Here is a 10,893-nt window from a genome sequence, read left to right on the forward strand (position 1 = left end):
GGAATCTAATGGTATTACAAAGAAACGAAATAAATGAAAAAGATACATGGGATCTATCAACGATCTACCCAACTGACCAGGCTTGGGAAGAAGCCTTAAAAGATTTAACAGAACAGCTGGAGACAGTAGCCCAGTATGAAGGCCATCTCTTGGATAGTGCGGATAGCCTACTCGAAATTACTGAATTTTCTCTTGAAATGGAACGCCAGATGGAGAAGCTTTACGTTTATGCTCATATGAAGAATGATCAGGATACACGTGAAGCTAAGTATCAAGAGTACTATGCCAAAGCAATGACACTCTATAGTCAGCTAGACCAAGCCTTTTCATTCTATGATCCTGAATTTATGGAAATTAGTGAAAAGCAGTATGCTGACTTTTTAGAGTCTCAACCAAAATTGCAGGTTTATCAACACTATTTTGACAAGCTTTTGCAAGGAAAGGATCATGTTCTTTCACAACGCGAAGAAGAATTATTAGCTGGAGCTGGAGAAATCTTTGGTTCAGCAAGCGAAACCTTCGCTATTTTGGACAATGCGGATATTGTGTTCCCTTATGTCCTCGACGATGATGGTAAGGAAGTTCAGCTATCTCATGGGACCTACACACGTTTGATGGAGTCTAAAAATCGTGAGATTCGCCGTGGGGCCTATCAAGCCCTTTATGCGACTTACGAACAATTCCAACACACCTATGCTAAAACCTTGCAAACCAATGTTAAGGTGCAAAACTATCGTGCTAAAGTTCGCAACTACAAGAGCGCTCGTCATGCAGCCCTAGCGGCTAATTTTGTTCCAGAAAATGTTTATGACAATTTGGTAGCAGCAGTTCGCAAGCATTTGCCACTCTTGCATCGTTACCTTGAACTTCGTTCAAAAATCTTGGGAATTTCAGATCTCAAGATGTACGATGTCTACACACCACTTTCATCTGTTGAATATAGTTTTACCTACCAAGAAGCCTTGAGAAAAGCAGAAGATGCCTTGGCAGTCTTGGGTGAGGATTACTTGAGCCGTGTTAAACGTGCCTTCAGCGAGCGTTGGATTGATGTTTACGAAAACCAAGGAAAGCGTTCAGGTGCCTATTCTGGTGGTTCTTACGATACCAATGCCTTTATGCTTCTTAACTGGCAGGACAATCTGGACAATCTCTTTACTCTTGTTCATGAAACAGGTCACAGTATGCATTCAAGCTATACTCGTGAAACGCAACCTTATGTTTACGGAGATTATTCGATCTTCTTGGCTGAGATTGCCTCAACGACCAATGAAAATATCTTGACGGAGAAATTATTGGAAGAAGTGGAAGACGATGCAACGCGCTTTGCTATTCTCAATAACTTCCTAGACGGTTTCCGTGGGACAGTTTTCCGCCAAACTCAATTTGCTGAGTTTGAACACGCGATTCACCAAGCGGATCAAAATGGTGAAGTCTTGACAAGCGATTTCTTAAATAAACTCTATGCTGACTTGAACCAAGAGTATTATGGTTTGAGTAAGGAAGACAATCCGGAAATCCAATACGAGTGGGCTCGGATTCCACACTTCTACTATAACTACTATGTATACCAATATTCAACAGGCTTTGCGGCGGCCTCAGCCTTGGCTGAAAAAATTGTCCATGGTAGTCAAGAAGACCGTGACCGCTATATCGACTACCTCAAGGCAGGTAAATCTGACTATCCACTTAATGTCATGAGAAAAGCTGGCGTTGATATGGAGAAGGAAGACTATCTCAACGATGCCTTTGCAGTCTTTGAACGTCGTTTGAATGAGTTTGAAGCCCTTGTTGAAAAATTGGGATTGGCGTAAGATGGTTGAATCGTATAGTAAAAATGCCAACCATAACATGCGTCGCCCTGTCGTCAAGGAAGAAATTGTAGACTTGATGCGTCAGCGTCAAAAGCAAGTCACAGGTTCCTTGAAAGAATTGGAAGACTTTGCCCGCAAGGAAAATATTCCCATTATTCCCCATGAAACGGTTGTTTATTTCAGGTTTCTCATGGAAACCATGCAACCTAAAAACATTCTGGAAATTGGGACGGCTATCGGTTTTTCAGCTCTCTTGATGGCAGAGCATGCGCCAAATGCTAAGATTACAACCATTGACCGTAATCCAGAAATGATTGGTTTTGCCAAGGAAAATTTTGCCCAGTTTGACAGTCGCAAGCAAATCACTCTCCTAGAGGGAGATGCGGTAGACGTCTTATCTACACTGACAGAGTCTTATGATTTCGTCTTTATGGATTCTGCCAAGTCTAAATACATCGTCTTTCTGCCAGAAATCCTCAAACATTTGGAAGTTGGAGGTGTGGTTGTCTTGGATGATATTTTTCAAGGTGGTGATGTTGCCAAGGACATTATGGAAGTTCGTCGTGGCCAACGAACCATTTATCGAGGACTTCAAAGACTATTTGATGCAACCTTAGACAATCCAGGACTCACCGCAACATTAGTACCTCTGGGGGACGGCATTCTCATGCTTCGTAAAAATGTAGCAGATGTTCAATTGCCTGACAGCGAATGATTTTCAGAAAAATTTAAGAAAATATAGTAAAATAGATAGAGTAACACTTATCTCAAAGGAGTAGACATGAAGAAAAAACTATTGGCAGGTGCCATTACACTATTATCAGTAGCAACTTTAGCAGCTTGTTCGAAAGGTTCAGAAGGGGCAGACCTTATCAGCATGAAAGGGGATGTCATCACAGAACATCAATTTTATGAGCAAGTGAAAAGCAACCCTTCAGCCCAACAAGTCTTGTTAAATATGACCATCCAAAAAGTTTTTGAAAAACAATATGGCTCAGAGCTTGATGATAAAGAGGTTGATGATACTATTGCCGAAGAAGAAAAACAATATGGTGAAAACTACCAACGTGTCTTGTCACAAGCAGGTATGACTCTTGAAACACGTAAAGCTCAAATTCGTACAAGTAAATTAGTTGAGTTGGCAGTTAAGAAGGCAGCAGAAGCTGAATTGACAGATGATGCTTACAAGAAGGCCTTTGACGAATACACTCCAGATGTAACGGCTCAAATCATCCGTTTGGACAATGAAGACAAGGCCAAAGAAGTTCTCGAAAAAGCCAAGGCAGAAGGTGCTGATTTTGCTCAATTAGCCAAAGATAACTCAACTGATGAAAAAACAAAAGAAAATGGTGGAGAAATTACCTTTGATTCTGCTTCAACGGAAGTACCTGAGCAAGTCAAGAAAGCCGCTTTCGCTTTAGATGTAAACGGCGTTTCTGATGTGATTACAGCAACTGGCACACAAGCCTACAGTAGCCAATATTACATTGTAAAACTCATTAAGAAAACAGAAAAATCATCTAATATTGATGACTACAAAGAAAAATTAAAAACTGTTATCTTGACTCAAAAACAAAATGATTCAACATTTGTTCAAAGCATTATCGGAAAAGAATTGCAAGCAGTCAATATCAAGGTTAAGGACCAAGCCTTCCAAAATATCTTTACCCAATATATCGGTGGTGGAGATTCAAGCTCAAGCAGTAGTACATCAAACGAATAGTCCAAATCAATAAGTCAGGGAAAAAACTCGACTTCAGGAAAAAATGAAGTAAATCTTCCCACAATAAAACGCATAGTACAAGGTTTTCAATACCTGATATTATGCGTTTTTTGATTTTAAAGACTTTTTGACTAGCCCCATTTTTTAACTTAATACTCAGTGAAAAGCAAAGATTAAACTAGGAAGCTAGCTGTAGGCTGCTCAAAGAACAGCTTTGAGGTTGCAGATAAGTCTTATGAGGTCACCAACATATATAATGTGAAGCTGACGTGGTTTGAATAGATTTTAGAAGAGTATGAGTTGGAAGTTTTAATGGATAATGCAAGATTCCATAGAATGGGTAAGCTAGAGTTCTTATGTGAAGAGTTTGGGCATAAACTTTTACCTCTTCCTCCCTACTCATCTTATACTCAATGAAAATCAAAGAGCAAACTAGGAAACTAGTCGCAGGTTGTACTTGAGTACGGCAAGGCGACGTTGACGCGGTTTGAAGAGATTTTCGAAGAGTATTAGTATAGAAAAGTGAATCTGAACTAGTACATCACTGCTTCTAAAACATTCTTATAAATTGATTTAAATTCTCAAATCAATTTATTCAGTTCATATTTCATTTTGCTCTACAATTCTATTGAGAAGACATGTGTTCATATCAAAAAGGTATTGGCAAGTTGCAATACCTTTTTACGAGTCTCTTTTGTCTTATTTTTGTTTCAACTGACTATATCTCCAGAAGACTAGGCTATAATTATGATTGATAAGAAGTATCATTCCAAGTATCAAGAGTGAATGTTTCAAAATCATGGGTTTCTAGAATGGTCAGGCTGGCATTTGCTAGACCGCCATCTTTACGAAGAAGTGGTTCTTTATAACCTAGAAGAGTACGAATACTGGCAGTAAGATTAGCGCCATGCCCGACAATCAGAATACGCTCAGCTGGACTATCTTTTAATGATTTGATAAATTGGATTGTCCGTTGCGTGGTGCTATAGAGGGATTCGGCTCCAAACATTTGAGTGTCAAATTGAGCAAGATTAGTACGGAAAGCCTGGATTTGTTGCGGGTAAATAGCTTCCAAGGTTGCAATTTTCAAACCTTCTAATTTACCTAGCTGCCATTCACGGAGATTCGGAACACTTTCTAAAGGACAGGGTGTCTTGAGTTGACTTTGGATAATCTCGGCAGATTTGACAGCTCGAGGTAAATCACTTGAATAAATCTGATCAAAAGGAATTTCCTTGAGATATTGGCCAAGTCGTTTTAGGGTTTCAATGGATTCAGGAAGAAGAGGAGAATCACCGCTAGCACCTTGAAAACGACCTTCTTGGTTCCAGACCGTACGACCGTGGCGGACAAAGTAGAGTTTCATTACTTGCTGTCCTCCAAAATATCTACAAAGTCAGCCTTTACAAAGCTAGCCAAGTCTTGTGGCGCGACGATAATGCTATGACCAACTTCCCCAGCAGAAACAATCATTTGATTCAAGTCGAGAGCGATTTTATCGATAAAAATGGGGTAATTATGTTTTTGACGAATACCAACAGGATTATTGGCTCCATGAATATAACCTGTTGTTTTTTCCAAGTCCTTTTGTGGAATCATGTTCACTTTTTTATTGCCAGAAATTTTGGCTAGTTTCTTTTCCGACAGGTGTTGAGTGATAGGGACAATTCCAATAATCGGTCCTGTCTTGTCTCCTAAAAGAGCCAAGGTTTTGAAAATCTGATCTCGTTCATAACCTTGAGGCAGCTCTCCTTCCAGGGCATTGATTTGAATCCCCTGATGTGGGATGCCTGCTTTCGACAGGATTTGTTCCACCAATGTTTTTTTGATTTTTACTTTTTTTGCCATTATTTATACTTATCCTCCAATTGGCTCATCCAAATACCAAGCCAGATTCCCAGCGCAAAGAAGAAGGCGATGATGACATACCCAACAAGAGAAAGGCCAGTGTATTGGATACTTTCAGCGTTTCCTGCATTTGGAATTAAGATCAAAAGGGTACTTGATAGGACGATACCGATGATGAAATGATAGACGCGTGAGTGGTAGTTGTTTAAGGCATAATCCATCAATTTTGAAAAAACGATGAGAGTTGCACCTGCACCAATTCCAATCGGAAAGAAGGTTCCCAAGAGATCAAAAGTTTTAAAACCAGTCAACATAGGAGCATAGAGTCCCAAAATCAAAAGTAAATTTGATGGGCTGAGGCCAGGAACCAAGACGCCAAGGGCCAATAGTGCGCCTGCTAGGACGAAGTTAAGAAAGCTGGCGCTTAAGGTTCCAACGACAAAATTTAAGGCATAGAGTCCTAATCCAGAAATGATAAAGGTTGTCCATAACCAAGCTAAATCAATCTTGTCTCGGTCAGATTCTCGAGTTGATTCTTTGAGGAGGCTAGGAACTGTACCGATAATAGCTCCCGCAAAGCTCCATAATACAAAGACCTGATAATTTTCAAGCAGGTATTCAATCGGGTAGGAAAATAAGCCGATTCCCAGAAGCATACCGATGGCAACTGGAATAAAGTACAAAACATTTTCTTTAAGGTCTTTAAAGGGATGGGCCAGAAAGCCAATCATTCGTTCATAGATTCCTAAGATTGCTGCTAGAACCCCTCCGGAAATTCCCGGTAGGATAAATCCAAGAGCAATTACAATCCCTTTAATAACGCGTGCTAACCATGAGAGCATATAGTTCCTCCAACTATTTCTATTTCAAAAAATCCTTACTATATTGTATCACAATCAGACACAAAAAGAAAAAGCAAATGATAAACAAATGCTTTTAAGGTTTTAAAAAAAGCTTTCGAAAGGTTTCTTCTTTATTTTTTAAGGGAGAGATAACGTTGATATCTAAATCGTGGTCAAAGCCGGCAATTTTTCCTTTAGATGTGTATTGGTGAATATCATAATCTAAATCAGTTTTAGGACTGCTCTCCAAAAATCCTGAGTCTGAGCCGTAGGACGGAATCCAAACAGAGGTAAACTTGCCTGTATCAATACTGTGTTCTTCCATGAAGTAGACACCAACGTAGATGCCGATGTTTTTAGCACCTAGTGATGCTAGTTTTGCTCGAAAGTTTTCGACACCTTCGTTCATATTAGACATGGTTTTGTCTTCCACGTCAAGCCAATAGTAACTAGGGCTGTAAGGAGAGGCAGCATTGTAGAAAACTTCGGCAGCCTTTTCCATTTCTTGGACACTTTTTCCAGCTACATAAGCGTAGACAGCAACTGGGACATTCCGCTTTTGAAGTTCAGTGATATGACTCTTATAGGCCTTGTCTATTCCATTGATAAATGAAGCATCATTTTCTTTTGTCGTTTGAGCACCACTGTGAACACGAACAATAGCACCTGAAATATTTTGTGAGAGGGCATCGTAGTTGATTTCCTCAGGACGCTGCCAGCCAGAGAGGTCAATAATCGGTTTGTCTAAGTGTTTCAAAGCCTGTGCTTCAATCTGTGCTATATTGGATTTTGTTTTAAAGGATTGGTTGTCATTAAGTGGGCGATTGATGATTAAAATGAACATCATAATCCCAAAAAAACCAAATAAAATAAGTGGATGAATTTGTTTTCTCATATCTCATAATTTTACCTTAAAAATGAAAAAAAATCAAAAAAAATGGGTTAAGGAAAGGACTTTGGAGCATTTTTTCATTCAAGGGCGCGGAATGATTTGAAATATGGTATAATAAAAGGGAATTTCTACAGAAAAGAGAAGATTATGTCAAATTTTGCCATTATTTTAGCAGCGGGTAAAGGGACTCGCATGAAATCTGATTTGCCAAAAGTGTTGCACAAGGTTGCGGGTATTTCTATGCTGGAACATGTTTTCCGTAGTGTGGGAGCTATCCAACCTGAAAAGACAGTAACAGTTGTAGGACACAAGGCAGAATTGGTTGAGGAGGTCTTGGCTGGACAGACAGAATTTGTGACTCAATCTGAACAGTTAGGGACAGGCCATGCAGTTATGATGACAGAGCCAATCTTAGAAGGTTTGTCCGGTCACACCTTGGTCATTGCAGGAGATACTCCTTTAATCACTGGTGAAAGTTTGAAAAACTTGATTGATTTCCACATCAATCATAAAAATGTGGCCACTATCTTGACTGCTGAAACGGATAATCCTTTTGGCTATGGACGAATTGTACGTAATGACAATGCTGAGGTTCTTCGTATTGTTGAGCAAAAGGATGCCACAGATTTTGAAAAACAAATCAAGGAAATCAACACTGGAACATACGTTTTTGACAACGAACGTTTGTTTGAGGCTTTGAAAAATATCAATACCAACAATGCTCAAGGAGAATACTATATCACAGATGTCATTGGCATTTTCCGTGAAGCCGGTGAAAAAGTTGGTGCTTATACTTTGAAAGATTTTGATGAAAGTCTTGGTGTAAATGACCGTGTGGCTCTTGCGACTGCTGAGTCAGTCATGCGTCGTCGTATCAATCATAAACACATGGTCAACGGTGTTAGCTTTGTCAATCCAGAGGCAACTTATATTGATATTGATGTTGAGATTGCGCCTGAAGTTCAAATCGAAGCCAATGTTACCTTGAAGGGGCAAACGAAAATTGGTGCTGAGACTGTTTTGACAAATGGTACTTATGTAGTGAATAGCACTATCGGAGCAAGAGCGATTATTACCAATTCTATGATTGAGGAAAGTAGTGTTGCAGACGGTGTGACAGTCGGTCCTTATGCCCACATTCGTCCAGGTTCAAGTCTGGGTGCCCAAGTTCATATTGGTAACTTTGTTGAGGTGAAAGGTTCTTCAATCGGTGAGAATACTAAGGCTGGTCATTTGACTTATATCGGAAACTGTGAAGTGGGAAGCAAGGTTAATTTCGGTGCAGGAACCATTACAGTCAACTATGATGGTAAAAACAAATACAAGACAGTCATTGGCAACAATGTCTTTGTTGGATCAAATTCAACCATTATTGCGCCAGTAGAACTTGGAGACAATTCCCTCGTTGGTGCTGGTTCAACTATTACCAAAGACGTGCCAGCAGATGCGATTGCTATTGGTCGCGGACATCAGGTCAACAAAGACGAATATGCAACACGTCTTCCTCATCATCCTAATAATCAGTAGGAGCCTATCATGGAATTTGAAGAAAAAACGCTTAGCCGAAAAGAAATCTATCAAGGACCAATATTTAAACTGGTCCAAGATCAGGTTGAATTACCAGAAGGCAAGGGAACTGCCCAACGGGATTTGATTTTCCACAATGGAGCTGTCTGCGTTTTAGCTGTAACAGATGAACAAAAACTTATCTTGGTCAAGCAGTACCGCAAGGCCATCGAGGCTGTCTCTTACGAAATTCCAGCCGGAAAATTAGAAGTAGGAGAAAATACAGACCCTGTAGCAGCTGCTCTTCGTGAATTAGAGGAAGAAACAGCCTATACAGGGAAATTAGAACTCTTATATGATTTTTACTCAGCCATTGGCTTTTGTAATGAAAAGTTAAAACTATACCTAGCCAGTGATTTGACAAAAGTGGAAAATCCGCGTCCGCAGGATGAGGATGAGACCTTGGAAGTCCTTGAAGTGAGCTTAGAAGAAGCCAAGGAATTGATCCAATCAGGTCATATCTGTGATGCCAAGACAATTATGGCTGTACAATATTGGGAATTGCACAAAAAATAGAGGAGGTCAGTATGGGTAAACCTTTATTAACGGATGAAATGATTGAAAGAGCTAATAGAGGCGAAAAAATTTCAGGTCCTCCTTTGCTAGATGATAATGAGGAGACTAAGATTTTACCAACCTCTTCTTCCCGTTTTGGTTATGCCAATCCTAAGGGACATGGCTTTAGTCAGGAAACCTTGAAGATTCAGGTTGAACCATCTATTCATAAAAGTCGTCGCATTGAAAATACCAAGAGAAATGTCTTCAATTCTAAGTTGAATAAGATTTTATTTGCAGTCATCTTTCTCTTGATTTTGCTTGTCTTAGCAATGAAACTTTTGTAATAGAAAAGGAATTGAAATGAAAATAGGAATTATTGCAGCTATGCCAGAAGAACTAGCTTATTTGGTCCAGCATTTAGAAAATGCCCAAGAGCAAGTTGTCTTAGGAAATACCTATCATAAAGGCACCATTGCTTCTCATGAAGTCGTTCTTGTAGAGAGTGGAATTGGTAAGGTCATGTCTGCTATGAGTGTGGCGATTTTGGCTGATCATTTTCAAGTGGATGCTTTGATTAACACGGGATCAGCTGGGGCAGTAGCAGAAGGTATCGCTGTTGGGGATGTCGTGATTGCTGACAAATTAGCCTATCATGATGTGGATGTCACAGCTTTTGGCTATGCTTATGGACAAATGGCGCAACAACCGCTTTATTTCGAATCAGATAAAACCTTTGTTGCCAAAATCCAAGAGAGTTTATCTCAATTGGACCAGAACTGGCATCTTGGTTTGATTGCTACAGGAGATAGTTTTGTTGCAGGAAATGATAAGATAGAAGCGATTAAGTCCCATTTCCCAGAAGTTTTAGCTGTTGAGATGGAGGGGGCAGCGATTGCTCAGGCAGCGCATGCCCTTAATCTCCCAGTTTTAGTCATTCGAGCTATGAGTGACAATGCCAACAATGAAGCAAACATCTCTTTTGATGAGTTTATTATCGAAGCTGGACGTCGCTCTGCCCAAGTCTTGTTAGCCTTTTTGAAGGCTTTAGATTAAGCGGAAATTTGACAGTTTTTCTAGCTTATGATAAGATTTAAGTAAAGAAAAGCTAGAAAACGTTTCAGAGGATATTATGAGTATTGAAATGACCGTCAGTGAGATTGCAGAGGTCTTAGGATTATCTCGCCAAGCAATCAATAACCGTGTCAAAGAATTACCAGAAGAAGACACAGATAAAAATGACAAAGGGGTAACAGTTGTTACCAGAAGTGGCTTGATTAAGCTAGAAGAAATCTATAAAAAAACGATTTTTGAAGATGAGCCTGTCAGTGAAGATGTCAAGCAACGTGAACTGATGGAGATTCTGGTTGATGAGAAGAATGCAGAAATTCTTCGTCTCTATGAACAATTAAAAGCCAAGGATCGTCAGTTATCAGAAAAAGACGAGCAGATGCGTATCAAAGACCGTCAGATTGCTGAGAAAGACAAACAACTCGATCAGCAGCAACAATTGACCCTTCAAGCCATGAAGGATCAAGAAAATCTTAAGCTAGAGCTGGACCAAGCAAAAGAAGAAGTCCAATCCACTAAGAAAGGATTTTTTGCTCGTTTATTTGGAGGATAATCAAGGAGCTGTTTAGGTTACATGCTAACCTGATGGCTTCTTTTATTTCTAATCTAAATAGTATAGTTGCTCAAGTAATACTCAATGAAAAT

At 39.7% G+C, this 10,893-nt stretch carries 12 protein-coding genes and 1 pseudogene; 9 read left to right on the top strand and 4 right to left on the bottom strand.

Going from position 1 to position 10,893, the window contains the following annotated elements; genetic code table 11:
• Window positions 1–8 precede the first annotated feature (8 nt).
• The 4 genes and pseudogenes from pepF to HT693_RS05925 form a co-directional block, all read left to right on the top strand.
• Window positions 9–1,811 (top strand): oligoendopeptidase F, encoded by a 1,803-nt coding sequence (gene pepF / locus HT693_RS05910; RefSeq protein ID WP_000244148.1) that lies wholly within the window; start codon window positions 9–11, stop codon window positions 1,809–1,811.
• A 1-nt stretch (window position 1,812) separates the two neighbouring features.
• A complete protein-coding gene (locus tag HT693_RS05915) occupies window positions 1,813–2,526 on the top strand; it encodes an O-methyltransferase (protein WP_007285038.1) in 714 nt (237 codons plus the stop codon).
• 66 nt (window positions 2,527–2,592) lie between these two features.
• Window positions 2,593–3,534: a peptidylprolyl isomerase PrsA gene (prsA, locus tag HT693_RS05920; RefSeq protein ID WP_000727950.1), complete on the top strand. Its 942-nt coding sequence runs from the start codon at window positions 2,593–2,595 to the stop codon at window positions 3,532–3,534.
• Between the two features lie 306 nt (window positions 3,535–3,840).
• Window positions 3,841–3,936: pseudogene (locus HT693_RS05925) on the top strand (IS630 family transposase); the annotation flags it as partial.
• Window positions 3,937–4,279: 343 nt separating this feature from the next.
• Here HT693_RS05925 and HT693_RS05930 read toward each other — a convergent pair.
• The 4 genes from HT693_RS05930 to HT693_RS05945 all read right to left on the bottom strand — a co-directional run bounded on the left by HT693_RS05930 (window position 4,280) and on the right by HT693_RS05945 (window position 7,119).
• The gene (locus tag HT693_RS05930) at window positions 4,280–4,900 is read right to left on the bottom strand and encodes a histidine phosphatase family protein (protein WP_023932732.1); all 621 of its coding nucleotides are present in this window, start codon (window positions 4,898–4,900) and stop codon (window positions 4,280–4,282) included.
• Entirely contained in the window at window positions 4,900–5,382 is a 483-nt protein-coding gene (locus tag HT693_RS05935) for an aminoacyl-tRNA deacylase (RefSeq protein WP_023938144.1), read from the bottom strand. The genes HT693_RS05930 and HT693_RS05935 overlap by 1 nt, the downstream gene beginning before the upstream one ends.
• The gene (locus HT693_RS05940) at window positions 5,382–6,224 is read right to left on the bottom strand and encodes a DUF368 domain-containing protein (protein WP_000954122.1); all 843 of its coding nucleotides are present in this window, start codon (window positions 6,222–6,224) and stop codon (window positions 5,382–5,384) included. The genes HT693_RS05935 and HT693_RS05940 overlap by 1 nt, the downstream gene beginning before the upstream one ends.
• Before the next feature lie 94 nt (window positions 6,225–6,318).
• On the bottom strand, window positions 6,319–7,119 hold the full coding sequence (locus tag HT693_RS05945) for a glycoside hydrolase family 25 protein (RefSeq protein WP_001231218.1): 801 nt from the start codon (window positions 7,117–7,119) through the stop codon (window positions 6,319–6,321).
• Between the two features lie 144 nt (window positions 7,120–7,263).
• Here HT693_RS05945 and glmU point away from each other — a divergent pair, with 144 nt between their 5' ends.
• The 5 genes from glmU (at window position 7,264) to rocS (ending at window position 10,801) form a co-directional block, all read left to right on the top strand.
• Window positions 7,264–8,643, top strand: coding sequence for a bifunctional UDP-N-acetylglucosamine diphosphorylase/glucosamine-1-phosphate N-acetyltransferase GlmU (glmU, locus tag HT693_RS05950; protein ID WP_000064397.1), 1,380 nt, complete (start codon window positions 7,264–7,266; stop codon window positions 8,641–8,643).
• 9 nt (window positions 8,644–8,652) lie between these two features.
• Window positions 8,653–9,198 (top strand): NUDIX hydrolase, encoded by a 546-nt coding sequence (locus HT693_RS05955; protein ID WP_000393816.1) that lies wholly within the window; start codon window positions 8,653–8,655, stop codon window positions 9,196–9,198.
• An 11-nt stretch (window positions 9,199–9,209) separates the two neighbouring features.
• On the top strand, window positions 9,210–9,524 hold the full coding sequence (macP, locus tag HT693_RS05960; protein ID WP_000517867.1) for a cell wall synthase accessory phosphoprotein MacP: 315 nt from the start codon (window positions 9,210–9,212) through the stop codon (window positions 9,522–9,524).
• 16 nt (window positions 9,525–9,540) lie between these two features.
• Window positions 9,541–10,233, top strand: a complete 693-nt coding sequence (locus tag HT693_RS05965) for a 5'-methylthioadenosine/adenosylhomocysteine nucleosidase (protein ID WP_000689793.1) — start codon at window positions 9,541–9,543, stop codon at window positions 10,231–10,233.
• A 76-nt stretch (window positions 10,234–10,309) separates the two neighbouring features.
• Entirely contained in the window at window positions 10,310–10,801 is a 492-nt protein-coding gene (gene rocS / locus HT693_RS05970) for a chromosome segregation protein RocS (RefSeq protein WP_000021242.1), read from the top strand.
• The last annotated feature ends 92 nt before the right edge of the window (window positions 10,802–10,893 follow it).

The organism is Streptococcus sp. 2154 (assembly GCF_013277255.1).
GTDB lineage: Bacteria > Bacillota > Bacilli > Lactobacillales > Streptococcaceae > Streptococcus > Streptococcus pseudopneumoniae.

Excerpts from the sequence above, each read along its gene's own strand:
- pepF (WP_000244148.1), top strand. The coding sequence starts at position 9 with ATGGTATTACAAAGAAACGAAATAAATGAAAAAGATACATGGGATCTA.
- HT693_RS05915 (WP_007285038.1), top strand. The coding sequence starts at position 1,813 with ATGGTTGAATCGTATAGTAAAAATGCCAACCATAACATGCGTCGCCCT.
- prsA (WP_000727950.1), top strand. The coding sequence starts at position 2,593 with ATGAAGAAAAAACTATTGGCAGGTGCCATTACACTATTATCAGTAGCA.
- HT693_RS05930 (WP_023932732.1), bottom strand. The coding sequence starts at position 4,900 with ATGAAACTCTACTTTGTCCGCCACGGTCGTACGGTCTGGAACCAAGAA.
- HT693_RS05935 (WP_023938144.1), bottom strand. The coding sequence starts at position 5,382 with ATGGCAAAAAAAGTAAAAATCAAAAAAACATTGGTGGAACAAATCCTG.
- HT693_RS05940 (WP_000954122.1), bottom strand. The coding sequence starts at position 6,224 with ATGCTCTCATGGTTAGCACGCGTTATTAAAGGGATTGTAATTGCTCTT.
- HT693_RS05945 (WP_001231218.1), bottom strand. The coding sequence starts at position 7,119 with ATGAGAAAACAAATTCATCCACTTATTTTATTTGGTTTTTTTGGGATT.
- glmU (WP_000064397.1), top strand. The coding sequence starts at position 7,264 with ATGTCAAATTTTGCCATTATTTTAGCAGCGGGTAAAGGGACTCGCATG.
- HT693_RS05955 (WP_000393816.1), top strand. The coding sequence starts at position 8,653 with ATGGAATTTGAAGAAAAAACGCTTAGCCGAAAAGAAATCTATCAAGGA.
- macP (WP_000517867.1), top strand. The coding sequence starts at position 9,210 with ATGGGTAAACCTTTATTAACGGATGAAATGATTGAAAGAGCTAATAGA.
- HT693_RS05965 (WP_000689793.1), top strand. The coding sequence starts at position 9,541 with ATGAAAATAGGAATTATTGCAGCTATGCCAGAAGAACTAGCTTATTTG.
- rocS (WP_000021242.1), top strand. The coding sequence starts at position 10,310 with ATGAGTATTGAAATGACCGTCAGTGAGATTGCAGAGGTCTTAGGATTA.